The sequence below is a fragment of the Rhizobium sp. 2MFCol3.1 genome, assembly GCF_000377565.1.
Classification (GTDB): Bacteria; Pseudomonadota; Alphaproteobacteria; order Rhizobiales; family Rhizobiaceae; genus Rhizobium.
In genome coordinates, this window is sequence record NZ_KB898375.1 from 56,053 (window position 1) to 80,353 (window position 24,301).

Annotated in this window: 21 protein-coding genes; 11 read left to right on the forward strand and 10 right to left on the reverse strand. The window is 62.3% G+C overall.

Annotated elements, in window-relative coordinates; translation table 11 throughout:
• Positions 1-232 precede the first annotated feature (232 nt).
• Positions 233-979, forward strand: a complete 747-nt coding sequence (locus tag D460_RS0128750) for a TlyA family RNA methyltransferase (protein WP_018902074.1) — start codon at positions 233-235, stop codon at positions 977-979.
• Entirely contained in the window at positions 976-2,226 is a 1,251-nt protein-coding gene (locus D460_RS0128755) for a class I SAM-dependent RNA methyltransferase (RefSeq protein WP_018902075.1), read from the forward strand. The genes D460_RS0128750 and D460_RS0128755 overlap by 4 nt, the downstream gene beginning before the upstream one ends.
• A gap of 30 nt (positions 2,227-2,256) precedes the next feature.
• Here the strand turns inward: D460_RS0128755 and D460_RS0128760 are convergent, their stop codons facing one another.
• A complete protein-coding gene (locus D460_RS0128760; RefSeq protein ID WP_026283655.1) occupies positions 2,257-2,853 on the reverse strand; it encodes a TetR/AcrR family transcriptional regulator in 597 nt (198 codons plus the stop codon).
• 202 nt (positions 2,854-3,055) lie between these two features.
• On the opposite strand from D460_RS0128760, the gene D460_RS0128765 reads away from it, so the two are divergent.
• The gene (locus tag D460_RS0128765) at positions 3,056-3,454 is read left to right on the forward strand and encodes a RidA family protein (protein WP_018902077.1); all 399 of its coding nucleotides are present in this window, start codon (positions 3,056-3,058) and stop codon (positions 3,452-3,454) included.
• Between the two features lie 158 nt (positions 3,455-3,612).
• Positions 3,613-3,828 carry a hypothetical protein gene (locus tag D460_RS0128770; protein WP_018902078.1) on the forward strand — a complete coding sequence of 72 codons (216 nt, stop codon included), beginning with the start codon at positions 3,613-3,615 and terminating at the stop codon, positions 3,826-3,828.
• 81 nt (positions 3,829-3,909) lie between these two features.
• Here D460_RS0128770 and D460_RS0128775 read toward each other — a convergent pair whose 3' ends face one another.
• The 4 genes from D460_RS0128775 to D460_RS0128790 all read right to left on the reverse strand — a co-directional run bounded on the left by D460_RS0128775 (position 3,910) and on the right by D460_RS0128790 (position 10,072).
• Positions 3,910-5,730: a HAMP domain-containing methyl-accepting chemotaxis protein gene (locus D460_RS0128775; RefSeq protein ID WP_018902079.1), complete on the reverse strand. Its 1,821-nt coding sequence runs from the start codon at positions 5,728-5,730 to the stop codon at positions 3,910-3,912.
• Between the two features lie 277 nt (positions 5,731-6,007).
• Complete coding sequence (locus tag D460_RS34050) at positions 6,008-7,393, reverse strand: methyl-accepting chemotaxis protein (RefSeq protein WP_155947880.1); 1,386 nt, start codon at positions 7,391-7,393, stop codon at positions 6,008-6,010.
• A 125-nt stretch (positions 7,394-7,518) separates the two neighbouring features.
• Positions 7,519-8,271 carry a crotonase/enoyl-CoA hydratase family protein gene (locus D460_RS0128785; RefSeq protein WP_018902081.1) on the reverse strand — a complete coding sequence of 251 codons (753 nt, stop codon included), beginning with the start codon at positions 8,269-8,271 and terminating at the stop codon, positions 7,519-7,521.
• Between the two features lie 10 nt (positions 8,272-8,281).
• Positions 8,282-10,072: an acyl-CoA dehydrogenase gene (locus tag D460_RS0128790; RefSeq protein WP_018902082.1), complete on the reverse strand. Its 1,791-nt coding sequence runs from the start codon at positions 10,070-10,072 to the stop codon at positions 8,282-8,284.
• Positions 10,073-10,358: 286 nt separating this feature from the next.
• Here D460_RS0128790 and D460_RS0128795 point away from each other — a divergent pair, with 286 nt between their 5' ends.
• On the forward strand, positions 10,359-11,354 hold the full coding sequence (locus D460_RS0128795) for a transporter (RefSeq protein WP_018902083.1): 996 nt from the start codon (positions 10,359-10,361) through the stop codon (positions 11,352-11,354).
• A gap of 199 nt (positions 11,355-11,553) precedes the next feature.
• Here the strand turns inward: D460_RS0128795 and D460_RS0128800 are convergent, their stop codons facing one another.
• Positions 11,554-12,069: a BA14K family protein gene (locus D460_RS0128800; RefSeq protein WP_018902084.1), complete on the reverse strand. Its 516-nt coding sequence runs from the start codon at positions 12,067-12,069 to the stop codon at positions 11,554-11,556.
• A gap of 156 nt (positions 12,070-12,225) precedes the next feature.
• Here D460_RS0128800 and D460_RS0128805 point away from each other — a divergent pair, with 156 nt between their 5' ends.
• Positions 12,226-13,293 (forward strand): GH25 family lysozyme, encoded by a 1,068-nt coding sequence (locus tag D460_RS0128805; RefSeq protein WP_018902085.1) that lies wholly within the window; start codon positions 12,226-12,228, stop codon positions 13,291-13,293.
• A gap of 68 nt (positions 13,294-13,361) precedes the next feature.
• Here D460_RS0128805 and D460_RS0128810 read toward each other — a convergent pair whose 3' ends face one another.
• Positions 13,362-14,606 carry an aromatic ring-hydroxylating dioxygenase subunit alpha gene (locus tag D460_RS0128810; RefSeq protein WP_018902086.1) on the reverse strand — a complete coding sequence of 415 codons (1,245 nt, stop codon included), beginning with the start codon at positions 14,604-14,606 and terminating at the stop codon, positions 13,362-13,364.
• Positions 14,607-15,023: 417 nt separating this feature from the next.
• Here D460_RS0128810 and D460_RS0128815 point away from each other — a divergent pair, with 417 nt between their 5' ends.
• The 3 genes from D460_RS0128815 to D460_RS0128825 all read left to right on the forward strand — a co-directional run bounded on the left by D460_RS0128815 (position 15,024) and on the right by D460_RS0128825 (position 18,167).
• Positions 15,024-15,629, forward strand: a complete 606-nt coding sequence (locus tag D460_RS0128815) for a DUF6656 family protein (protein ID WP_018902087.1) — start codon at positions 15,024-15,026, stop codon at positions 15,627-15,629.
• A 119-nt stretch (positions 15,630-15,748) separates the two neighbouring features.
• Positions 15,749-16,723, forward strand: a complete 975-nt coding sequence (locus D460_RS0128820) for an L-threonylcarbamoyladenylate synthase (RefSeq protein ID WP_018902088.1) — start codon at positions 15,749-15,751, stop codon at positions 16,721-16,723.
• A gap of 16 nt (positions 16,724-16,739) precedes the next feature.
• Positions 16,740-18,167 carry an FAD-binding oxidoreductase gene (locus tag D460_RS0128825; protein ID WP_018902089.1) on the forward strand — a complete coding sequence of 476 codons (1,428 nt, stop codon included), beginning with the start codon at positions 16,740-16,742 and terminating at the stop codon, positions 18,165-18,167.
• A 51-nt stretch (positions 18,168-18,218) separates the two neighbouring features.
• On the opposite strand, the gene D460_RS0128830 is transcribed toward D460_RS0128825, so the two are convergent.
• On the reverse strand, positions 18,219-20,966 hold the full coding sequence (locus D460_RS0128830) for a DUF1217 domain-containing protein (protein WP_018902090.1): 2,748 nt from the start codon (positions 20,964-20,966) through the stop codon (positions 18,219-18,221).
• A 299-nt stretch (positions 20,967-21,265) separates the two neighbouring features.
• On the opposite strand from D460_RS0128830, the gene D460_RS0128835 reads away from it, so the two are divergent.
• Both D460_RS0128835 and D460_RS0128840 read left to right on the forward strand, forming a co-directional pair.
• A complete protein-coding gene (locus D460_RS0128835; RefSeq protein ID WP_026283656.1) occupies positions 21,266-21,832 on the forward strand; it encodes a DUF6101 family protein in 567 nt (188 codons plus the stop codon).
• A gap of 162 nt (positions 21,833-21,994) precedes the next feature.
• The gene (locus D460_RS0128840; RefSeq protein WP_026283657.1) at positions 21,995-22,864 is read left to right on the forward strand and encodes an amino acid ABC transporter substrate-binding protein; all 870 of its coding nucleotides are present in this window, start codon (positions 21,995-21,997) and stop codon (positions 22,862-22,864) included.
• Between the two features lie 13 nt (positions 22,865-22,877).
• On the opposite strand, the gene ubiA is transcribed toward D460_RS0128840, so the two are convergent.
• A complete protein-coding gene (gene ubiA / locus D460_RS0128845; RefSeq protein WP_018902093.1) occupies positions 22,878-23,837 on the reverse strand; it encodes a 4-hydroxybenzoate octaprenyltransferase in 960 nt (319 codons plus the stop codon).
• Between the two features lie 217 nt (positions 23,838-24,054).
• On the reverse strand, positions 24,055-24,301 hold a 247-nt coding region (locus D460_RS0128850; RefSeq protein ID WP_018902094.1), incomplete at its 5' end, for a transposase.

A 24,301-nucleotide genomic window follows, 5' to 3' on the forward strand; every position in this document is an offset into this window, starting at 1 on the left:
TGCAGCAGGGTGAGCAGCCTACTTGAGAGCAACATCAACCACTGAACAACCGCGCAGGTTGTAGCTCTCTTCAAACTCACACAGGACAGGCTAATTTCGTCGTTGCTTGGATAGATCCGCCGTGATGGAAGCTATTACGCCTGCCGCGCGGCGATCGGGGCGCGGTGGCGGACAAACACCCCAAACCAACAAAAGGCTTGCAACGGGCCGCATTGCCCGGCATGGACAGGCCATGTCCGATCAAAATACACAACGCATCGACCAGCTCCTCGTCAGCCTGGGTCTTTTTGCCAGCCGTTCGCGCGCCCGCGACGCGGTCAGCCGCGGCACCGTCAAGGTCGACGGCAAGGTCGTCACCAAGGCCGGCGCCGTCTTCGGCGAAGATGTCTCGATCGAGATCGATGATCCCGCGCAGGAATACGTCTCGCGCGCGGCGCTGAAGCTTGCGGCCGCGCTCGATCACTTCAAGCTCGATCCGACGGGCCATCACTGTCTCGATGTCGGCGCCTCCACCGGCGGCTTTACCGAAGTGCTGCTCGAACGCGGCGCCGCGCATGTGACCGCGATCGACGTCGGCCACGGCCAGATGCACCCACGGCTTGCCGAAAATCCCGATGTAACCAATATCGAGGGCCTGAACGCGCGCAATCTGGAGGCCGAGGATATCGGCCATCCCCTCACCTTCATCGTCTCCGACGTTTCCTTCATCACGCTGAAGCTGGCGCTGGCGCCGGCGCTCGATCTCGCTGAGCCGGGTGCTACGGCCGTGCTGCTGGTCAAGCCGCAGTTCGAGGCTGGCCGCGAGGCGATCGGCAAGGGCGGCATGCTGAAGGACCCTTCGACCGCGCCCGCCGTTGCCGCCGAACTGGAGCGCTGGTTCGTCGAAGACATGGGCTGGACCAGCCTCGGGCTGATCCCCTCGCCGATTTCGGGCGGGGATGGTAACCAGGAATATCTACTCGCAGGAACGAAGCCGTGAGCACCGAAACAGTCACCATCCAGAAGCTCGGCGCCCAGGGCGACGGCATCGCCAACGGCACTGATGGCCCCGTCTACGTGCCCTTCACGCTGCCGGGCGAGACGGTCGCCATTGCGCGCGTCAAGAGCCAGGGCACGGTGATGTCGATCACCACGCCCTCGCCGGACCGGCAGGAGCCGCACTGTCGGCACTTCGGGCCCGATGGCGTCAACGGCACCTGCGGCGGCTGCACGCTGCAGCACGCAGGTGATGCGGTCTATCGCGGCTTCAAGCGCCAGCTGGTCATCGATGCGCTGAAATCCAAGGGTCTCACACCTGAAGTCGGCGAACTCGTCGTCGCTCATCCCGGCGAGCGCCGCCGCGTGACATTCGCCGCGCGCAAGACCGAGAAAGAGATGCTCATCGGCTTCAACCAGGCCGAAAGCCATCACCTCGTCAATATCGAGGAATGTCCCATCTCGTCGGCAAGCCTCATTGCGCGGCTGCCGGCGATCAAGGCGATCGGCGCAGCCCTTGCCGTCAACGCCGAGGCGTTCCGCATCACCGTGCTGGAAACGGCGACCGGCCTCGACATCGCCGCCGACGGCCTGAAGAAGCTTTCGGACCAGCAGCGGCGCAAGGCGACCGAGACCGTGCTTTCGATGCGCGGGATCGCCCGCGTCTCCGTCAATGGCGAGATCCTGATCGAACCGGTGAAGCCGATGCTCGATTTCGGCGGCGTCCAGGTATCGCCACCGGCGGGAAGCTTCACGCAGGCGACAAAGCCGGCGGAAGAAGCGATGTCCGAGCTGGTGCTTGCCCATGTCGGCAAATCCAAGCGCATCGCCGACCTCTTCGCGGGCACCGGAACCTTCTCGCTCAGGCTGGCACGGATCGGCCGGGTGCATGCGGTTGAAAGCGAAGACAAGCCGCTTGCGGCACTCGACCACGCCGCGCGCAACACGCAGGGGATCAAGCCCGTCAGCGTCGAGCGCCGCGACCTGTTTCGCCGGCCGCTGATGACCTCGGAACTCAAGGTCTACGATGCCGTTGTCTTCGACCCGCCGCGCGCGGGTGCCGAGTTCCAATGCAAGGAGCTTGCCCGCTCGACGGTCAAGAAGATCGCCGCCGTCAGCTGCAACCCGCTGACGCTTGCACGCGACCTCGCCATTCTCGTCGAGGGCGGCTATCGCATCACCTCGGTGACGCCGATCGACCAGTTCCTCTGGACCTCGCATGTCGAGGTGGTGGCAACGCTGGAGAAGTAAACCCGGCGTCCTTCCGCTTCCGGATAGAGATCAGCTAGCGGTCCGCAACAGGCCGCCGGCCAAGTGCTTGAAGGCATCGACCACCTTTTCCAGAACCGCATGGGGATCATCGGCCGCGGCGATCCAGAGTGCTGCGTTGAGCGCCGCGCCGTTGATCAGCCGCGCGGCGGCTTCGGCATCCACGGGCTTGACGATACCGTCTGCAATCAGCGCCTCGATGGTCTCAGTGCTTGTGCGCAGGCAGGCGGTCTGGTTCGGCCATTGCGAGGGATCGCCGAGCACGGCGGGGCCATCGAGCAGCATGATCCGCTGAATCTCGGGCTCGAGCGCCATCTCGATATAGGCGATGCCTTCGTTGAGGAAACCCTCCCACGGCGTCCGGCCCTGTGCCTGCGCTGCGCGCTGGCGCACCAGCATCTCGGCGTCGATCTGGTCGATGACGGCCTGCAGCAGCCCCTTCTTGTCGCCGAAATTGTGATAGAGCGCGCCGCGCGTCAGGCCCGCTTCGGCGGTGAAATCATCCATCGACGAGGCAGCGTAACCCTTTGTGGCAAAAGCCTTTCGGCCGGCCGCGATGAGCTTTGCCCGGGTTTCCTCGACCATCTGCGCGCGCGTTCTTGCCGTCACCCTTGCCTCCATAAATTAGCATACGCGACGTATGCGTATTGACATACGCGGCGTATGCCAGCATATATTCACATACGGGGCGTATATCATTTGCGCACCCGGGAGTGAAGAGCAGAGATCCTGGTGACGCGTTACAACGTGTCGTGCCCCTTGGCGCGACGGCGGACGCCTGGACCTTGCCTTGTTGAAACAGGAGCATGACATGACCAAACGCGACGCAATCTTCCCCGCCGGCCGACAGGCGCTTTATGAGATCAACCGCTATTCGGCGGCGATCCGCTCCGGCGACCTTCTCTTCGTCTCCGGCCAGGTGGGCAGCCGCGAGGATGGATCGCCCGAGCCGGAGTTCTCGAAACAGGTGCAACGCGCCTTCGACAATCTCGCGGCCGTGCTTAAGGCTGCCGGCGCCGACTTCGACGACATCATCGACGTGACGACGTTTCACACCGATCCCGAAAACCAGTTCGCGGCGATCAACGAAGTCCGCTTGAAAGCCTTCGGCGAAGCGCCCTATCCGAACTGGACTGCCGTCGGCGTCAACTGGCTGGCGGGCTTCGATTTCGAGATCAAGGTGATCGCCCGCATCCCGCAGGCGAGCTGATCCTCTTGGCTTCCGCTGCACCTGCGCGGAGCGTGAGTGCAGCGGGAATTCAACAGAATTTCCTAATGATCATCCAGCTCGGCAGAATATAATTCATCTATAAATTCATCTATGATAAATAATCTGCGTGTATCAATGGATAATACACGGAGGATAATATGTTTGTTATTTCCATTGATGATCATGGCGACGAACGGAATTTCCTGGCGACATCCTTCAATATTGATCGGGGCGTCGTGATTGCCACGATATGCGGCATGAAGCGCAAATTCGATGCTGCCGATGTCATCGATATTCTACCGGTGGAGCCGCTTTCGGCCCGCAACAACCGTTTCATCGCGGAGCAGCCCGAGCGCCAGCGGATGCACGGATAACGGGTTTCCCCGATCTTTCCAAGTCCGTAAAAGAACGCCCGCGACATGCGCGGGCGTTTTGTCGTTTATGACACCGATCGATCAGGCGGCGGCGTAGCGGCGCACCATGCCATGGTTTCCCGGCTGCAGGTTGAACTGGCCGAGCAGATGCATCAGCTTGGCGGCTTCCTGGGCGAGACCGTGACTTGCGGCCGTCTGCTCCTCGACCATGGCGGCGTTCTGCTGGGTGCCCTGGTCCATGGTGTTGACGGCGGTGTTGATCTCGGCAAGGCCGGTCGACTGTTCGCGGGTGGCGGTGACGATTGCGTCGACATGGCGGCTGATATCCTGCACCTGGCCGACAATCGTCTCCAGCGACTTGCCGGTTTCGCCGACGAGGCTGACGCCGGAGCGAACCTGGGCGTTGGAGGCCGAGATCAGGCTCTCGATCTCCTTGGCGGCTGTGGCCGAACGCTGTGCGAGCTCGCGCACTTCCTGGGCGACGACGGCAAAACCCTTGCCGGCTTCGCCAGCGCGCGCGGCTTCGACGCCTGCGTTGAGCGCCAGGAGATTGGTCTGGAAGGCGATGTCGTCGATGACGCTGATGATGTTGGCGATCTTCTGTGAGGATTGCTCGATCTCGGTCATGGCGGAGACGGCCTTGCGGACGATGTTGCCGGATTCCTCGGCGCCACCACGGGTGCGCGACACGAGGCTACCGGCCTCCTCGGCGCGGCGGGCGGTGTCCTTCACCGTGGTGGTGATCTCTTCGAGTGCAGCAGCCGTTTCCTCGATCGAGGCGGCCTGCTGCTCGGTGCGCCGCGCAAGACCATCGGCGGCGTTGCGGATCTCGCCGGCGCCGGCGTCGATGGCGTGGGCGTTATGACCGACCTCTTCCAGCGCTTCGCTGAGCTTGGCGACCGAGGCGTTGAAATCGTTGCGCAGGCGATCGAGGTGATCGGCGAAAGGCTGCTCGATGCGATGGGCGAGATCGCCTTCAGACAATGCGCCGAGGGCACCCGCCAGCGCTTCGACGGCATGATTGATCTCGGCCGCCTCGCGCGCCTTGACGGCTTCGTTGCGGGCGCGCTCGTCGCGGGCATGCGCGCGGTTGTCCTCGGCGCTGCGTTCGAGATCGAGGCGGGCAAAGGCGTTGTCGCGGAAGACGGAGACGGCGGCGGCCATGTCGCCGATCTCGTCATGGCGGTTGGTATAGGGAACGGCGGCTTCGAGATCGCCATCGGCAAGGCCTGCCATGCGCGAGGCGATCGTCGTGATCGGCCGCGAGATGCGCTTCCAGGCGAGATAGGCGGCGGCGATGGCGGCAACGAGCGCGACAGCAAGACCGGCGACAATCGAGACCGTGCCGGCGTAATAGTTGCCGGCAGCCGAGACGAGGCCTGCATCGGTCGACTGACGATCCTTGGCGATCATGCCGTCGATCAGCGTCTGGATGTTGTTAGCCGACATGGACAGCTCGCCGCGATAGAGCGAATTGGCCTGGCTGCGCTTGTTGTCGAGCGCGAGCGCGATGATCTTGTCGGCTACCGCCGTGTCGTTAGCGAGCGCCTTCTGCAGCCGCGCGAAGTTCTGGCTCATGTAATCGCTCTTCGGCTGCTTGTCGAAAGCATCGATGGCGGCCGCGAGCCGCTGGCGGCGGGTCTTCAGCGTGGTCTCGGCGTTGCGGAAATCGGTCTTGCCGGAGGCCAGCAGATAGTCCGCATAGCTGCGGCGCACGTCGTTCAGCGTCGTGACGATGGCATGCAGGCGCTCGGTGTTCGGAATGTTTCGGGCGCCGATCTCACGCGTATTGGCTTCGAGACTGGTCAACGCGACGGCGGCGATAGCGCCCTGCACGAGGGAAATGGCGACGAGGGACAGAAAGAGCACCGGAAGCAGCGTCTTGATCTTCATTTTGAACATAGCATTGTCTCGAATGCGGCCGACCGACATGCCACAGCGATCGGGGGGTCGATCCGCTGGCGTCTGCGCCTTTGATTGTGCCGGAAAAGGGGCCGGGCGCTCATGCCCGTGCTGCGTCATGCATTGCCGATCACTAAACAAGGCAATTGGTAAAATTTGATTAAAAGTAATACTTTTTGAACATTCCGGCCGCAACACCACGATAAAAGAGCCGCTCACGCTGGGCGTGGCGGCTCTCGTTTTGCTCGAATATGATATCGGCCGGCGGCCGGAGATATCAGGCGGCGGCGCGCATCTTCGCGGGCGCATCCCGGCGTTGGCGGAAGGTCGAGGCCAGGCCGTTCAGGGCAGCGGCCTGCTCCGACAGACCGTACACGGCAGCGGCCGTCTCCTCGACGATGGCAGCATTCTGCTGCGTGGCGCCGTCCATCTGGTTGATCGCCGCATTGATCTCCGTCAGCCCGGAGGATTGCTCGCGTGCGGAATCGGCGATCGTCGTCGCCAGCTGCGATATATGCGAGAGGTGGCCGATGATATCGCCCAGCGCCTTGCCGGAATCGCTCACCAGCGCGACGCCGCGCTCGACCTGCGTGCCAGAATTGACGATCAGCGTCTTGATCTCTTTCGCCGCCTTGGCGGAACGCTGCGCGAGTTCGCGCACTTCCTGGGCAACGACGGCAAAACCGCGTCCAGCCTCGCCGGCGCGCGCCGCCTCGACGCCGGCGTTCAAGGCGAGAAGGTTGGTCTGGAAGGCGATCTCGTCGATGACGCCGATGATCTGGTTGATCGCCTTCGAGGACTGGGCGATCTCATCGATCGCGGCAACCGTCTGGTTGGAGATCTTCTCCGATTCCTCGGCGTCCTGCTTGGCCTTGGCCGAGAAGCTGGCGGCGGTTGCGGCACTTTCGGCGGTGCTCTTGACGGCTGCTGTCATCTGGTTGAGGGCAGCTGCGGTTTCCTCGACGCTGGCCGCCTGCTTTTCGGTGCGGCGCGCCGTATCGTCGGTGGCGCGGCTGAGTTCGGCGGTGGTGGCGCGGATCGTTTCGGCGTTCACGGCGAGCTTGCCGAGGATGCCGGCCAGCTGATCGACGGTGCCGTTGAAGTCCTGGCGCAGCCCTTCATATTCATCCGGGAAGCGCTTATCGAGAAGACAGTCGAGATCGCCGGCGGCGAGCTTTCTGAGAGACGATGCAAGGGTGCGCACGACGTCGGCCTGCTCTGCAGCCTTGGCCTCGTCGCGCTTGCGGGCTTCGGCTTCCTGGCGGCGCATCTTCACCACGTCGCGAATGTCCTGCCAGAAGACGACCTGCGCGTTGCGGCCGGCGATGTTGGCCTGCAGGATCGTCGCCAGAACCGGCAGCGGCGTGCCATCGAGGCGCTGGTGATCCCATTCGAAACGGGCCATGCCGTTCTTCTTGATCTCGGCAAAAATGGCGACGGCGGCTTCGCTGGTCGGGCGGCCATCTGATTGCACTGATGGTGAAAGCTTGGCCGGGTGGATGCCGATGATCTTGTCTCGCGGCAAGTCGAGCATCACTTCCATCGCATGGTTGCAATCGACGATGTGCTCATCTTCCAGTACGTAATACGCATCCGGCGAGCGCATGAAAATAAAATCGGAGATTTCCTGCCTGAACGACAATGCACTTTTAAATAGTTTCACAGCATAACCCTCGTTTTGACGCGAGAATTGATGCGGTACGTTAAATTGTAGTAAATTTTTACTTTCGCAAATTCACCCGCCAAAAAGCATAAATTCATACTATTGGATATGGCGTTCCCACAGCCTTAACGGCGCATGAAAGCTTCGAATGCGGCGCGAGCCTCAGCACTTTGCAGCCGGGCGGCGAAGTGGCGGGCTTCCTCGTCGATGCGGGCAATGGTCTCTTCGCGGTCGCCGCGGATGAGATCGCGCGAGAGGCGCAACGCTTCGGGCGGCTTGGCGGCGAGCTTTGCGGCGAGGCTGAGCGTTTCCGCCTCGACCTGGTTCGGCTCCGCAAGCTTGAAGACCAGGCCGGCATCCCTCGCCTCCCCGCCGGAGAAGGGTTCGCCGGCGGCGAGCATGGCGAAGGCGCGCTGGGCGCCCATGATGCGCGGCGCGAGCAGGCTGGAGGCGGCTTCCGGTACCAGAGCGAGATCGACGAAGGGGGTGCGGAACTGGCTGCGGGCGGAAGCGATCGTCAGGTCGCAATGCAGATGCATGGTGGTGCCGATGCCGATCGCCAGGCCATCGACGCCCGAGACGATGGGCTTTGCCGAGCGCACCAGCGCGTAGAGGAAATCGATGACCTCACGCGGCATGCCGCCGCCCATGGCAACCGCCAGGAAGTCGCCGAGATCGTTGCCAGCGGAAAAGCAGCCCTCGGTGCCGAGGAAGGCTGTGGCGCGGACATCAGGGTTGCTGTCTGCCGCGGTCAGCGCCTCGGTCATCGCGTGGTACATGGCGCGGGTGATGGCGTTCTTCTTGTCGGGGCGGTTGAAGCGGATGATCTGGACGCCGGGATGAGCAGCCGGGCGCTCGACGAGAATGTGGTCGGTCATATCAGGTCCCTCAGGCGAAAATGGATCTGGCGGCGGCAAGGCTGGCGGCGCCGTTGACGACGCTGTCCTTCAGCGCCGTGGTCTCGGCGAGAAGGTTTTCGGCGGCGAAGCGGCAGAGCGCGATGCGATCGGCGGCCTTGCCATCATCAGCATCGGCGAGCGCGCCCTTGGCGAGGTAGCAGCCGGTGAGCGTCAGGCCGAACAGGCGCTGATAGGGCGTGGCGCCGGAAAGCGCGTCGGCCACGTCGCCGGCTGACAGTTGCGCCAGGAGCCAGTCGGTCGCTTCCTCGAGATCGGTGATGGCGGCGTTCAGGCGGTTTGCGGTGGCGCCGAAGTTTTTGGCGTTGGAGGCTCCGACGCGGTCGGCGATCTCTTGCAGTTCGGCGATCAGGCTTTTCACTTCGCCCCCATCGGACAGCGGCAGCTTGCGGGTGACGAGGTCGATCGCCTGGATGCCGTTGGTGCCTTCGTAGATCGGGGCGATGCGGGCGTCCCTGAGATAACGCGCGGCGCCCGTCTCCTCGATGAAGCCCATGCCGCCATGCACCTGGATGCCGAGCGAGGCGACGTCGACGCCGATATCGGTGGCGAAGGACTTGGCGACCGGGGTCAGCAGGGCGGCACGCTCCTGCCAGTGTCTTTTGTCATCGCCGGCGCGGTGCGCCATGTCGGTGGCGTGGGCGCAGCTATAGGCGATGGCGCGGGCGCCCTGGGTCAGCGCCTTCATCGTCAGCAGCATTCTGATGACATCCGGGTGTTCGATGATTGGGCTCATGGCCCCTGTTTGGCCCGTACCGGTCCAGCCGGGCGCCTTGCCTTGGGTGCGCTCGCGGGCATAGGCGACGGCCTTCTGCGTGGCGGCTTCGGCAATCGCCACGCCCTGCATGCCGACCGCGAGGCGGGCGTTGTTCATCATCGTGAACATGCAGGCGAGGCCCTTGTTCTCCTCGCCGACCAGCCAGCCGATGGCGCCCTTCTCCCCACCGAAACGGCCGTCGCCATAGATCATCGTGCAGGTGGGCGAGCCGTGGATGCCGAGCTTGTGCTCCAGCGCGTGGCAAAAGAGATCGTTGCGAGCGCCGAGCGAGCCATCGTCGTTGACGAGAAATTTCGGCACGAGGAAAAGCGAGATGCCGCGCGTACCCGAGGGCGCATCCGGCAGGCGGGCGAGAACAAGGTGGATGATGTTGTCGGCGGCGTCGTGTTCGCCCCAGGTGATGAAGATCTTCTGGCCTGATATGCGGTAGCTGCCGTCGTCGCGGCGTTCGGCGCGGGCCTTGAGCACGCCGAGATCGGAACCGGCATGCGGTTCCGTCAGGTTCATCGTGCCGGTCCATTCGCCGGAGACGAGTTTCGGGAGGTAGGTCGCCTTCAGCGCGTCGCTGCCGTGGGCGGCGATGGCCTCGATGGCGCCCATGGTCAGCGTCGGGCAGAGCGCGAAGGCCATGGAGCCGGAGTTCCACATTTCGAGTGCCGCGACATTCAGCATATACGGCAGCGCCTGGCCGCCGAAGTCTTCGGATGCCGTCAGGCCGTTCCAGCCGCCTGATATCCAGTTGCGGTAGAGATCGCGCCAGCCATCCGGCGTTGTTACCTTGCCGTCCGATATGCGTGCGCCCTGGCGGTCGCCGATCTCGGCGAGCGGGGCGATCTCATCGGATGCGAAGCGGCCGGCTTCATGAAGGATCGCATCGACCAGATCTTCGCCGAGATCGCCAAGCAGGCCGTTGTCGATCGCCTGGGCGAGACCGGCCACATGCTTGAGGGTGAATGCGATCTCCTCGACGGGCGCCTTGTACATGCTGCTCTCCTCGTAAGCCTGATGGCGCGGGATAGCTCTCCCCTACCCGCTCCTCCGACGGCGAAGCTAATTGATTTTTACGTAAACGTCAATTTCAAACTTGCGGGCATCATTGTCATGAAACTGTGGTGTCGTTGTCATAGGGAGGCATCGCTTGAAAGGGTCTTGCCATCGGGTGCGGCGCCATGCTCATGCTCTCCTATGAGCTGCCGATCCGGTGCTGCTGGTCGCCAAGACCCAGACGCCAGCGTGGAGCGCACCGCCAATGCAAGAGGACCGGCAAAGAATGGATACACTGCCTGTGAGCATGCCGGGTTTCGTCTGGGGTTATCGCTTCCCCGATGGCGGCGGCAAGCCAATACGGCTTTCCAACAACGCGCTGCCGGCGGACCTCACCGCCGATGGCGGTTTCTACTGGCTGCATCTCAACCTCGCAGACGCCCGCGTGCCCGCGCTTATCGATGCGCTGTCCGGGCTGACCGACGACGCCAAGGCGGCGCTCACCACGCATGACACGCATTCGGCCATCACGGTCGACGAGCAGATGCTCTACGGCACGCTGGTCGATTGCCAGCGCGAATTCGACCACGAGACCGCCGATCTCGGCTGGCTGCACTTCGCGATCTCCGACCGCTTCATCATCACCACCCGGCTGCAGCCGCTGCGCAGCGTCGAGCGGGCGCGGCTGTTGATGGAGAAGAACCCGGCGAAGTTCACCCGGCCGGTGGATCTGTTCGAGCTGCTGGTCACCGAATTCCAGCGCACGCTGATTTCGATCGTGATGGATCTGACGGAAGAGCTTAATATCATCGAGGACTTCGTCTACGACACCGCGCCGCGCGACGAGCGGCGGCGGCTGGCACCGGTGCGGCGCACCGTCGTGCGCATCCACCGGCACCTGAGGACCGTGCTCGGCCTGATGCGCCGGGCGGCTGCTTCCGATGACGACGAGATGCCCTTCGGCTTCGAGGATGTCGCCGGGCGGCTGACGGCGCGGCTGGAGACGGTCGACCACGACATCTACGCGCTGCAGGACCGGGCGCGGCTGCTGCACGAAGAAATTGATTCCAAGCTCTCGTCGGAGACCAACCGGCACCTCTACATCCTGTCGATCATGACCGCCTTCCTGCTGCCGCCGACGCTGGTCACCGGCTTCTTCGGCATGAACACGGCCAACCTGCCGTTCACGCAGGGGTCGACGGGGACGGAGTATGCGATCGGGATGATCATCGCGTCGATCGCGCTCGCGTGGTGGCTGTTGAAGCGGGTGAATATTTTGTGAGGTGGGTGGGTACGTCGTCGGTGAAGGTGGAGCGCGGAGCCCCCTCATCCGCCTGCCGGCACCTTCTCCCCGTTGGGGAGAAGAGACTCGGGGCGAGCCGCTTGCTCCATCTTCCCTTCTCCCCAACGGGGAGAAGGTGGCCCGAAGGGTCGGATGAGGGGGCTCCGGGCGCTGAGCTAGCGAATACCCCCTCTAACCCTCAATAAGGCGAAACGCACTGCTGGCGTGGGCCGTTATACGGCTGGAAGGTATTGTCGTAGGCGCGGTAAGAGCGGTAGCGCTGCTCGCACCAGGCGACATGCCTCGATCCGGCCGGGGCGACGTAGCGCGGTGCGGGTGCATAGCGCGGCTGGCTGGCGATTGCGCCGCCGATGATGGCGCCGGCGCCGAAGGCGGCGAGCGGGTACCAGTAGCCGTTATAGTGGCGATAGCCGGGGCGTGCATAGGTGTAGCCGCGATAGCCGCCGTACCAGCCGGGACGATAGGCCGGGCGGTAAGCGGGGCGATAACCGGAATAGTAGCCACCCGGCCGGCCGTAATAGCCCGGACGCGGGCCGCAACGACCATAGCGGCAATATTGCACGTTTTGAACATCCGCCGATTTTTCCACCTGCGGCGCGGCAGGCATCTGCACGGCCTGCGACGGCGCAAAGCTTGTCACCAGCATCAATGAGGAAATGGCCGCGACGACGAGTTGCTTGAACGACCTGGGCATGAACACTCCAATCTCACCATAAATGAACCCGAGATGTAACGCATTGATGGGGAAGATGTTCCTGAGCGCATCTTTTTTCGCGACCGCTCACGGTTTTTTGTTTATTCGTAAAATCTGATAAGCAATCCGTTAACCAGTTTTCATCACTCTTGTTACATGAAGCAACGGCATGGAAGAGCCACTCTCCGTATTCTGCTTCTGGCGATCGCGGCCGGACTGTCTCATTACGCCACGGCCGCCGACACCCTCCCCTGGAAAAAGACCGATAACGCGCTCGTCGTCGACGGCTACGAGCTGAACACGATCGACTGGGAGGCGCTGACATCAGACAAGCGGATCGCCGGCTTCATCTCCAAGGCGTCGGACGGATTGCCCGAGAGTTTTTCGTGCGATGGCGACCATGCCGGTGACACGGTGGGGCACTGCAAGACGATGTGGCGCAAATACGCGGTCAGCCGCGAGCTATTCCAGACACGGCGGCTGGTGGCGCGGGCGGCCGGGCTTTTGTGGGGCGCCTATCACCTCGCCCGCCCGGGAAACCCGATCGACCAGGCCAACCACTTTCTCGACTACGCGACACCCAAGCCGGACGAGATGATGATCCTCGATCTTGAGGGTATCGACCCCACGAAATTCATGTCGCTCGAGGATGCGCAGATCTTCGTCGGCCATATCAAGACGCGGACCGGGCGCTATCCGGTGCTCTATACCAACCACGACACGGCCCGCTACATCGCCGCCTATCGCAACGACTATCCGGTGCTGGCGCGGCTGCCGATCTGGTATGCGCGCTACAAGCCCGACGTCAAAGGCGTGTTCCCGATGGGCAATTGGGACAACTACCTACTCTGGCAGTTCTCGGCCGGCGCCAATTGCAGCAAGCGGCGCTGCCCCTATCGGGTGCCCGGCACGCTCACCGATATCGACGTCAATGTCGCCGCCATGGACAAGGCCGACCTTGCGAAGATCTGGGCGCAGGGCAACCTTCTGCCTGCGCGCGAGCCGGATCCGCCGCTGATCCTCGCCAAGATCGAGATGGAACCGCGCCAACCGCTGCCACCACTAGTGGCCGCAACGCCGGGCCTGCCGCCGATCGCGCAATTGCCCGCCGCCACACAAGTGTCTGCAGCCGCGACGGGGGTGACGGTGGCCGCGCGGGATGGGCTCGTCACCTCATCGGTGCCGCCGCGCGAAATCAACGCGCTGAACTACCAGGATTTCTGAACGCCCAGAACGAAAACGGCCCCGGCTTCGGTGAAGCGCGGGGCCGATTTTTTCGTGCGAGGCTAGCGTCAGGCGACGACGGAGAGCTTGGCCTGATCGCCCTGCAGGCGGTTGGTCATGAACAGCGCGTACCATTCGAGGAACTGCATGACGCCGCCCTCGTGCAGCATCGAGTAGGGGCCGGGCTCATAGGCCGGCGAGTGGATGCCGAAGGCGTTTTCCTCGACGATGCGGCGGTCCTGGTCGTTGGTCTCGGTCCAGACGTGCGTCAGTTCCTCGAGATTGTAATCGACACCCTCGACGGCGTCCTTGTGGACCAGCCACTTGGTGGTCACGGCCGTCTCATTGGCGCTGAGCGGCAGGACGCGGAAGGAGATGGCGTGATCGCCGAGGATGTGGTTCCAGGTCGTCGGATAATGGAAGAGCAGCATGGTGCCGATCCGGTCGATCGTCACGTCATCCGACAGCGGACGGGCGACGGCACGCTTGCCGGACATGGTGTAGCTCTCGGCATCCTCGATCAGCGGCATGCGGGCGGCGCGGAACTGTCCATCAGGCGAGATCTGGAACTTGCTCGGAAGGCCTGCGGCCTCGCAGCGCGCCCAGTGGCCCGCGATCTCCGGATCATCGGCGCCGCCATCGGTGCCGGTGACGCTCGGCGCCTCGGGATAGGTGCGGCAGAGTTCGGGATGGTTTGCGGCGCAGTGGTAGCACTCGCGGTTGTTTTCCCAGACGAGCTTCCAGTTGCCCTTCTCGATGATCGTGCTCTGGAAGGCGATCTTCGCGTCCTTCAGGTGATGCGGCATCATGTAGGGGGCGACCATGTCGCGGACCGGCTGGAAGTCCGGCGCCTTGTCGGCGAGGCAGATGAAGATATAGCCGCCGAAGCTTTCGCAATGCACAGGCTTCAGGCCGAAGCCGGACTTGTCGAAATCATCGCCCATGTGGCGGGCGAAGGCGAGCTTTCCGTCGAGATCATAGGCCCACTGGTGATAGGGACAGACAAGACGGACCGAGGAGCCGTGATCCTTGGTGCAGACGCGCGAGCCGCGATGGCGACAGCTGTTGTGGAAGGCGCGGATGACATTGTCGCGGCCGCGAACGATGACGACGGGGTAATCGCCGATCTGCACCGTGAAATAGGCGCCGGCCTTTGGCAGCTCGCAGTCATGGCCCATGAACAGCCAGTCTCGATAATAGATCAGCTCCATATCGAGCTTGAAGTAATCCTCGTCGATATAGAAGGGTTGCTCGAGGCTGAAGCCCTCGCGGCGGTTCTTGAGCTGCCGTAAAACGTTGCTGCGAATATCCATCTCATATCCTCGTCTATTCGGGCTGCCACATAACGGATGGCGAAAGCCGCGGGAAGCGCTCGCCCCCTCTCCCGAAGGAGATATTGTCCATGTGATGCATTTAACCACTGCCTACGCCGCCCGCGTGGTTGCAAAGCGACATCGGCTTCGAAAATGACGACAGTTGCATTCGGGCGATCACGCCACGACCAAAAAGGCGCATTTCCGCGTCGCTTCAAACAAATAGGATTATTTGCGACTTTTGCGAAATTACCAGAGATCAAGGGACGTGAGACCGGCCTGGCCAGCGATATTCTGTTTGCGACAGCGCCTGTGGCCGTTTGTAGCAGCCGCAATGGCAGTCGGCCCAATTTAACATCGCATTAAGCATGATTGCCTATCCTTCGGCCAAAGAGACAGGCAGCCGGATCCGAGACCATGGCGAAACTTCGTTACTTCGACGCCAGAGCGAGCGTCGACCAGCCCACCGCGCCGGTCGCGCCGCATTCCGAATTCCTGCGCACGGGCAAGATCACCCGCCACCAGTCGCATTGGCTGGCCGCCGAGCGCCGCTATCTCACCCACGACGAAGTGGCCGAGAAGACGGGCCGCAAGCTGCAGACCGCCGGCGAGAAGACGCACCAGCATATCAACGGCTTTCACCGCTCCATCCAGTTTCCGAAGATGGTGTTTCACCGCACGCTGGAAGACAGCCCACATCTCGGCTACTGCCATGTGACGGCGGCGCGCACCAAGTTCGCGCAATATGACGCGGTCAGCTGGGCCTTCTACATCGCCAATTTCTACGCCGATATCGGCGACAACGACAATGTCTTCGAGAAGATCGACGTGCGTTACTCGCGCATGTACTTCGCCGTCGCCATCCGGCCCGGCGAGCATACGCCGGAGAAGATGACGATCGACCGGAATATCCGCGGCAACGGCCTGCTATTCCGCACCGACGATCCGCAGGTTGCGATCAAGAACGTGCTGCTGCTCGGCGCCCGCAACCAGCAGCTTCGCGAGATCATTCGCCAGCTTTGAGGCCATGCGCAGGCTTTGACCGGGATCATTCGCCAGCTTTGAGGCCATTCGCGAGCTCTGATATTGATCGCGGGGCCGCAACGGCATAAGGACTGCCGGACAGACTATCCGGGCGGCATATGGCAGAGATCATCGACATCACCGAGAACAGGCAGCAGGCGATCGACGCTGCGTGCAAGGTGCTGGGTGACGGCCTGCCGATCGCCATTCCGACCGAGACGGTCTACGGCCTTGCCGCCGACGCCACCAATCCGGCCGCCATCGCCCGTATCTACGAGACCAAGGGCCGGCCGCAGTTCAATCCGCTGATCTGTCACATGGCGGATCTCGACATGGCGGAGACCTATGCCGATTTCGATCCGCTGTCGCGGGCGCTGGCGGAGGCCTTCTGGCCCGGTCCGCTGACGATCGTCGTGGCCCTGAAGGCTACGAGCGGCATCCATGCGCTGGCTACGGCCGGCCTCGACACCGTCGGTATCCGCGTGCCCAAGGGATTTGCCGGAGAACTCATTCGCGCCTTCGGCCATCCGCTGGCGGCGCCGAGCGCCAATACGTCGGGCAAGATCAGCGCGACTAGCGCCGCGCATGTGCAGGCCGATCTCGGGGACAAGATCAAGCTGATCCTCGATGCGGGGGCGAGCGATGTCGGTGTGGAATCCACCATCGTCAAAGTCGAGGATGGGAAGCTCAGGCTGCTGCGGCCCGGCGGGCTTCCAGCAGACGAGATCGAGCGCGTGGCAGGAGTAAAGCTGGTGCGCCCGAAAGTGGCGTCCGCCGCGATCGAGGCGCCGGGCATGATGGTCTCGCACTATGCGCCGGGTGCAGCCGTGCGGCTCGATGCGATCGAGGTGAGAGATGGCGAGGCGTTGATCGCCTTCGGCCCCTCGCCCATTGCGAATGCCGACAAGGCCAAGGTCGCGCTCAATCTCAGCGAGAGCGGCGATCTTGCCGAAGCGGCCACCAATCTTTTCGACTACATGAAGCGCGCCGATGCCAGTGGTGCTGCGACGATCGCCTTCAGCGCCATTCCCGACGTGGGTCTCGGCGAAGCCATCAACGACCGGCTGCGGCGCGCCGCGGCCCCACGGGAATAACAGAGGATAAAACCCGATGAGCAGCGTTTCACCTGAGCTACTCGACCGTTTCGCAGCCATCGTCGGCGACAAGTATGCGCTGCGCAGCGAGGCGGACCTAGCGCCGCACCTGATCGAAAACCGCGGGCTTTATCACGGCTCCTCGCCCATGCTTCTGAAGCCCGCCAACGTTCAAGAAGTCTCCGCGATCCTCAAGCTCGCCAGCGAGACCGGCACATCCGTGGTGCCGCAGACTGGCAATACCGGGCTTGTCGGCGGACAGACGCCGCGCGAGGGCAAGTCAGACATCATCCTGTCGCTGGAGCGGATGAACAAGATCCGCGACGTCGATCCCGTTGCCAATGTTCTCGTGGCCGATGGCGGCGCGATCCTCGCTGACGTGCAGAAGGCGGCCGAGGCGCATGGGCGGCTGTTTCCGCTGTCGCTCGGCTCGGAAGGCTCCTGCCGCATCGGCGGCAATCTTGCTACCAATGCCGGCGGCACGGCCGTGCTCGCCTATGGCAACATGCGTCAGCTCTGCCTCGGGCTTGAGGTCGTGCTTCCGACCGGCGAGATCTGGGACGGGCTGCGCCGCCTGAAGAAAGACAATACCGGCTACGATCTGCGCGATCTCTTCATCGGCGCCGAGGGCACGCTGGGTGTCATCACCGGGGCGGTGCTGAAGCTCTTTCCGCAGCCGCTCGGCAAGCAGGTTGCCTTCGCCGGACTGAACTCGGTGGAGGATGCGCTATCGCTCTTCAACCTCGCTTCCAGCCTGTGCGGCACTTCGCTGACCGGTTTCGAGCTGATGCCGCGCTTCGGCGTGGAGATCACCGCCCGCAATATCGAGGGCGTGCGTGATCCGCTGGAGAGCGAACATGCCTGGTATGTGCTGATCGACATCTCGACCTCGGATTCGGCCGAAACCGCCGAGCGGATGATGACGGCGCTCCTGGAACAGGGTTTCGAGGCCGGCCTGGTGCAGGACGCGGCCATCGCCTCTTCCGTTGCGCAGCAGACGGCGCTCTGGCACATGCGCGAGAGCATGTCGGAAGCGCAGAAGCCGGAGGGCGGATCGATCAAGCACGACGTCTCGGTGCCGGTCTCGACCGTACCGCAGTTCATGCAAGAGGCCGAGCAGGCGGTGATGGCGGCGATGCCCGGCGCGCGCATCTGCGCCTTCGGCCACATGGGCGACGGCAATATCCACTACAACATCTCGCAGCCCGTGGGCGCCGACAAACAGGCGTTTCTCGCGCGCTGGCACGAGATGAACGAGATCGTGCACGGGCTGGTGCTCTCGCATGGCGGATCGATTTCGGCGGAACACGGCATCGGTCAGCTGAAGCGCGACGAGCTCGCCGCGATCCGTCCTGCGATCGAAATCGACCTGATGCGCCGCATCAAGAAGGCTTTCGATCCTGAAGGCATCATGAACCCCGGCAAGGTCGTCAACATCGACTGACGAGAAAAGCGGCCGGATGGCCGCTTTTATACCTCACTGTGCAAGCGCTTTTTAGCGCTTGTTGTTGCTGTTGATGGTCGCCGCGTTCGAGGCGTAGGAGTTCATGATCGTCAGCGCTGGCGACGTGGTCGTGTTGTTCTTCAGATCATACATGGCCGTAAACCGGTTCATCAGCTTGTTGACCTTCTTCGGGTCCTGGAAATCGCTGATGTCGATGAACTTCTTCAACAGGGTCGCCTGCTTGTCGACGTCCATATTGGACATGCCAGAGGGCAGGCTGTAGGCCGTGGTGATGACCTGGAACAGCGCCTGGTCGCCGATCAGCGAATAGATCGAGGTGATGCTCGGCGCCTTGCGTGCGAAGTAGAGCGCCAGGCGAACACCGTCGTTCGTCTGACCTTCCTGGGTCTCCAGCGTCATCTGCAGGTAGCCCTGCTGCGTGCGCTCCTCGGCACCGACGTTCTGGATCGCGCCGATCTTCGTGCGCGTCAGGTTGCCCGACGTGTCGAAATTGAAGTCGGCGACGATTTCCTTGAACTTCGTCGGCGCCGTCTTGTTCAGATAGCTGTTGTTATCCGTCGGATCGGAGGTGAAGATCTTCTTCAAGGTCGCCTTGTCGTAGTCCTTCGGATCAAGACCGTTGGCCTTCAGCACGAAGTCGGTGAGCTTGCTGTCGGCCAGGAAGTCGTCGAGCGACTTCACCGTCGCGATCTTCTTGACGAAGTCATCGACCTCGGTCGTCGCATCCTTGGACGCCTTGTCTCTCAACGGGCCGCTCGCCATGCCCAAGGTAGCAAGCGAACTGTAGGTCGTTCCATATTTCGCAAGCACAGCCGTCGATAGCGGCTGCACCTCTGAGGTGGCCTTGCCGTCCGTGCCGAAATTGAACGCGCGCACCATGTTGGTGATGCGCTCATCCTTCAGCGAGGCGACATAGCCCTTGGGATCGTAGGGATCGCTCTGCAGAAGCTTGCGCATCATGCTGCGCGGCACATCCTGCTCCGTCAGGCCATAGGAGCGAAGCGCCATCTGGTAAAGGTCGGGAAGGCTGTCATTGCTGCGATCGGTGTCGGCGGTCGTGTTGGTGCGTAGGAAATCGGTGACATCGGTCACCTTTCCATCGGCCATGCGCGCCTTGTAGTTGGCGACCGAACTGTCGATCTCGGCCTGCTGCTCATCGCCGTAATGGGCCGCGTAGAGCGTGTCGACGCTAGTCGTCTGCTGCGTGCTCTGCGGGCCGGACATCGCGGCGGCGGAGCCATCGGCGGCAAAGTTGAAGGCCTCGTTGACGTTGCTGAAGCCACTCGTGGCGGCGAAGTTCGGATCGGTGAGGATGCTTTTCAGATCGGCATCGCTCATGTTCGCGGGCAGCGAATAAGTGCTCTTCAGGAAGCTCGTCAGCTTCGTGTCGGCGATCAGATCGTCGACATTGGAGAGCGTGCTGATCTTGCTGCGGTAATAATTGAGATTATCGCTCGCGTTGTAGCCGATGTTGCGGATCTGGCTCGGCGTCTGCGCGCCGTCCGACTTGGCGCTGCCATCCGCATTGAAATTGAAGGCGTCATGCAGGCTTTGGAGGCCGAGCAGTCCGGCATAGCTGGAATCTGTCAGGACGCTCTTGAGGTCCGCGTCGCTCAGACTTTGCGGAACGCCGTAAGCATCCTTGAGGTAAGTCGTCATCTTCGTGTCGGCGATCAGGTCGTCGACCGTCTTGATGTCGGCGATCTTGATCGTGTAGCTGCTCGCTATGTTGTTGGCAGCCTTCGCCGTCGCGCCGATCTGGGCCGATGTTTGCGCCGCGTATCCCGCCTTGGTCGTGTCGACCGTGCCATCCGCATTGAAATTGAATGCGGCCTGGATCGCGCTATAGCCGAGCATGCTGGCATAGCTGGAATCGGTCAGCACCCGCTTCAGGCCGGCATCGCTGAAATCCGCGCCGGTGCCGAAGGCGGCTTTGATATAAGAGGTGAGCCGCTTGTCGGCAATCAGCTGATCGACACTGGTGATCGAGCCGATATTGGCATCGAAATAGGCCTTGTTGTAGTCGGCCGCCTTGGAGGTAACGATCGACGGGACCGTCAGATTGTACTGCTCTATGACTGCGTTCTTCTGATCGGCGGTCTGCGCCGTGCCGTTGACCGTGCCGTCGGCGTTGAAGCTGAACTGGGCGGCCAGCGCCTTGTATTTTGCGTTACCGGTGGTGTTGACGAAGCTGTTCGGATCGTTGACGTCGCTGGTCAGCACCTGCTGGAGGTAACTGCTGGAGATATAGGTCGGGTCGATGCCGAAGGCGCTCAGCACATAAGTGCGAAGGCGCGCGTTCGACGTCAGGCCGGTGACTGTCTGCACCTTGTCGATCGCCGTGCTGTAATAGGCCGATTCCGTGGCGGCATTGGCGCCTTCATCGGCATAGGACTGGGTGTAGAGCCCCAGCATGTCGGTTTCCTGGCCGTCGCTTTGCGGGTCGGTCGCCGTCGTGCCGAAATTGAATGCGGCTGCGAAATCCTTGTAGCGGGTGTCCGAAAGCTTGTTGGCGAAGCTGTTGGTATCCGTAAGATCGCTCTCCAGAACCTTCTTCATGAAGGCCTTGGCGTAGGTCATATCCTCGAGACCATAAGCCTTCATCGCATGGCTGTAGAGCTTATAATTGCCGAGGAAGTCGTCTACGTCTTTGACTTTATTGATGTTTTCTTCGTAATATTGGGCATCACGCTTGACCGTCGACTGCGACGCAACGCGGTCAAGGCTCTTCTGCATATCGCCTGACAATATCGTATAGGCCATCGAAGCGGAGATCATGAGCGTTCTATTCCGGCAAAGTCTTAGATGAATGACACACGGTTTCCGCTCCATTTTGCTATGAAAAGCTTACCCGAGACTTACCCGCGCCCTGTCGCAACCTGGCACAACCGGCCGTTCACCTCTCGGAAACCCTGCCACGTTTGGTTTTGATAACCATCCGGGGAGGCAAGGTCTTCTTAACCGCGATTTTTAAGCTGTCTCGAACAGGCGGCGCCTATTGTCAGCCACAGAGGACGAAAAGTCCCGAGGAGAAGACCGGAAACCGGCTCTCAGGTAAGACAAGGGTGAGAATGAACATGAACAACACGGTTATGAAGCCCGCATGGGCTGGAGCGACACTTCGTCTTGATCCGTCGCGCTTTCCGCAGCAGGTAAGCTACGCCATCCACGACTCCACAAGCGATGTCAGCATAACGATCGACGAACGCGGCGCCATCCTGCGCAAGATCCTGCCCTCCAGCGGCCTTCCACTCTCCATCGCACTGCCGAAGCGCGCCTTCAAGGGCGTCGCCGCCCGCGCCATCGACCATGGCAATGGCGAAGTGACCGTGACGCTCGAACTGCACCACGAAGACCCCGATCTCTGTGTGCCGCTTCTGGTCGCGCACGACCTCGCCGACATCGCCGCCGACTGGCGCGGATGGTCCGAGGCCTTCCGTATTCCCATGCTGATGGTCGAAGCCGACGGCGTTGCCCGCCCGCTGGAAGAACATCTCGGCGAACTGCGCACCAGCCACCTGAAGCCGCGCCGCCGCCACTCCTACTTCGCCAACCGCCGCCCACGCTTCCTCGTGCGCCGCTCGACCGGCACGCTCGGCGTCGCCATGAAGATCGAAGGCAAGGAAATCATCGCCCGCAGCTAAGGGCGATGCACAAGACTAGATGGAAACACCCGGCCGGCGCGCCGGGTTTTTCGTTTTTGGACCTCGGTTGACAAATGCCCGGCTGGCCATAAGCTGCGTGCAAAGCTTTGAGATCGCAACCGTCTTTCGGAGATGAGCGTCATGCCGGTGGCAACAAAGTGCATGAGACGGCTCCCGCTGGCGATTATCGCCCTTTCCCTTTCAGCCCTGACGGCAAGTGCGGCCACCCTCGACGGCATCATTGAGCGCGGGACCGTGCGCATCGGCTATATCGATGACGAAGCGCCCTTCTCCGCGGCCAAGGCCGGGGCAGAGCCGACGGGTTATGCGATCGACCTCTGCAACAGGATCGCAGACGACATCGAGCATCAAGTGCCGGAGTTGAAACGCGAATACGTCCAGAAGACGCTCGCCAATGGCTTCGATGCGGTGAAGGATGGCGAGGTCGATCTGCTTTGCGGCGCGATCACCGTCAATCTCGAGCGACGGGAAATCGTCGATTTCTCGCAGCCGATCTTCCTAACAGGGGCAAGCGCCCTGCTTCGCAAGGATTCGCCCGACTATCTGCAATCGTTCTTTTTCGACAAGCCGGCTGTCAGCGCCGTCAGCCAGCGTGCCGCTTCGGCAAGCGTGATCGGCGCGCGGGCGAATTCGACGACGGGGGCGGCTCTGCATGAGGCCATGAAGGGACAGGCATCGACGACCACGATCGCCGATTTCAAGACACATGAAGAGGGCTTGAAGGCGCTCGAGGATCGCAAGATCGACGCCTATATCGGCGATCAGGTGCTGCTGACCAGCCTCGCCACCCGGGCGCGGGAACCATCCTTGCTCGAGGTCGGCAATCGGCTCTTCACGCATGAGCCCTATGCGATCGCCCTGCCCCGGAACGACGCCGATTTTAGGCTGCTTGCCGATCGCGCGTTGACGGATTTCTATCTGTCCGACGATTTTCTGGCGGTGCTCGACACCTATTTCGGCGCCGATGCGCCAATGCTGCACACGCAGATCATCATGCAGCACGTTCCGTAGGCTTGTTATCGACCTACGGAAGCACGAACAGCAGCGACAGGAACAGACCTGCGAAGATGATCATGCCGACGCGGTTGTTCGATTTGAACAGCACCAGGCACTGATCGGCATCGTTGATATCGAGCGTGATGATCTGCCAGGCGAACATGCCAGCTGCGACAACCAAGCCGAGATAGGCGATGATGCCGACGCCCGCGAGCAGGAAGGCCGCGAAGGTGAGGATCAGCATCAGGCCATAGAGACCGACCAGCCATGGCTTGGTGTTGTCGCCGAAGAGACGCGCGGTCGAGCGGACGCCGATCAGCTCGTCGTCTTCCTTGTCCTGGTGGGCGTAGATGGTGTCGTAACCGATCGTCCAGACGACCGCGCCGATATAGAGCAGCACCGGCGCCAGCGAGAGACTGCCGAAGATCGCGGCCCAGCCCATCAGCGCGCCCCAGGAGAAAGCGAGCCCGAGGAAGAATTGCGGCCAGTCGGTGAAGCGCTTGGCGAAGGGATAGAGCGCCACGATGCCAAGCGACGCGACGCCGAGAATGACGGAGAACCAGTTGAGCTGGAGTACGACAATCAGGCCGACCAGAGCTTGCAATAGAATGAAAATCTTCGCCTGCATGCGGGTGACGCGGCCAGACGGCAGCGGGCGCGAGCGGGTGCGCGCGACTTCCATGTCGATCTTGTGATCGACGAGATCGTTATAGGTGCAGCCGGCGCCGCGCATGGCGACGGAGCCGACGAAATAGAGCACCAGATGCCAGATCAATTGAGCGCCGGAAAAGAGGCCGACATGGGCAGCCGCATTGGCCGCCATCGCCGCCGACCAGAAGCACGGCCACAGCAGAAGCTGCCAGCCGATCGGCCGATCCCAGCGCGCCAGCTGCGCGTATGGCCAGAGCCATGGCGGCAGCACCCGGTAAACCCAGTTGTTGGACGGCGCATCCGCAACGCGCCCGTTGATTCCGTCGATCTGTTGCATGCGGCCATCTAGCGACGTGGGGGATGGTGGGTCAAGCGGGATGGTGGGGTGGTGTGGGTGTACGATGGAGAGGTTGGTGGGTGGTGCAGGATGGAGAGGTTCGCGGGCGTGGCCCCCTCATCTGCCTGCCGGCATCTTCTCCCCGCGGGGGAGAAGAGACTCGGGGTGGGCCGCTCGCGCCAACCTTCCCTTCTCCCCTGCGGGGAGCAACCATGTCTCATCCATTCACATATTTCGGCGTCCATTCGGTCTGCCTGGTGAGGATGGTGTTGGCGAGAATGACGAGTTTTCTGGCGACCGCGATGACCGCGCACAGGTGCTCCTTGCCGTTGCCGCGCAACCGCTTATAGAAGGCCGCCAGATCCGGATTGTGCCGGCTGGCGGTGAAAGCGCACATGAACAGGCTCTTGCGCAGCCTTTCGCGACCGCCCTGGATCCTGCGCCTGCCGCGATGCTTGCCGCTG

Excerpts from the sequence above, each read along its gene's own strand:
- D460_RS0128750 (WP_018902074.1), top strand. The coding sequence starts at position 233 with ATGTCCGATCAAAATACACAACGCATCGACCAGCTCCTCGTCAGCCTG.
- D460_RS0128765 (WP_018902077.1), top strand. The coding sequence starts at position 3,056 with ATGACCAAACGCGACGCAATCTTCCCCGCCGGCCGACAGGCGCTTTAT.
- D460_RS0128770 (WP_018902078.1), top strand. The coding sequence starts at position 3,613 with ATGTTTGTTATTTCCATTGATGATCATGGCGACGAACGGAATTTCCTG.
- D460_RS0128775 (WP_018902079.1), bottom strand. The coding sequence starts at position 5,730 with ATGTTCAAAATGAAGATCAAGACGCTGCTTCCGGTGCTCTTTCTGTCC.
- D460_RS0128785 (WP_018902081.1), bottom strand. The coding sequence starts at position 8,271 with ATGACCGACCACATTCTCGTCGAGCGCCCGGCTGCTCATCCCGGCGTC.
- D460_RS0128790 (WP_018902082.1), bottom strand. The coding sequence starts at position 10,072 with ATGTACAAGGCGCCCGTCGAGGAGATCGCATTCACCCTCAAGCATGTG.
- D460_RS0128795 (WP_018902083.1), top strand. The coding sequence starts at position 10,359 with ATGGATACACTGCCTGTGAGCATGCCGGGTTTCGTCTGGGGTTATCGC.
- D460_RS0128800 (WP_018902084.1), bottom strand. The coding sequence starts at position 12,069 with ATGCCCAGGTCGTTCAAGCAACTCGTCGTCGCGGCCATTTCCTCATTG.
- D460_RS0128805 (WP_018902085.1), top strand. The coding sequence starts at position 12,226 with ATGAAGCAACGGCATGGAAGAGCCACTCTCCGTATTCTGCTTCTGGCG.
- D460_RS0128810 (WP_018902086.1), bottom strand. The coding sequence starts at position 14,606 with ATGGATATTCGCAGCAACGTTTTACGGCAGCTCAAGAACCGCCGCGAG.
- D460_RS0128815 (WP_018902087.1), top strand. The coding sequence starts at position 15,024 with ATGGCGAAACTTCGTTACTTCGACGCCAGAGCGAGCGTCGACCAGCCC.
- D460_RS0128820 (WP_018902088.1), top strand. The coding sequence starts at position 15,749 with ATGGCAGAGATCATCGACATCACCGAGAACAGGCAGCAGGCGATCGAC.
- D460_RS0128825 (WP_018902089.1), top strand. The coding sequence starts at position 16,740 with ATGAGCAGCGTTTCACCTGAGCTACTCGACCGTTTCGCAGCCATCGTC.
- D460_RS0128830 (WP_018902090.1), bottom strand. The coding sequence starts at position 20,966 with ATGATCTCCGCTTCGATGGCCTATACGATATTGTCAGGCGATATGCAG.
- D460_RS0128835 (WP_026283656.1), top strand. The coding sequence starts at position 21,266 with ATGAACAACACGGTTATGAAGCCCGCATGGGCTGGAGCGACACTTCGT.
- D460_RS0128840 (WP_026283657.1), top strand. The coding sequence starts at position 21,995 with ATGAGACGGCTCCCGCTGGCGATTATCGCCCTTTCCCTTTCAGCCCTG.
- ubiA (WP_018902093.1), bottom strand. The coding sequence starts at position 23,837 with ATGCAACAGATCGACGGAATCAACGGGCGCGTTGCGGATGCGCCGTCC.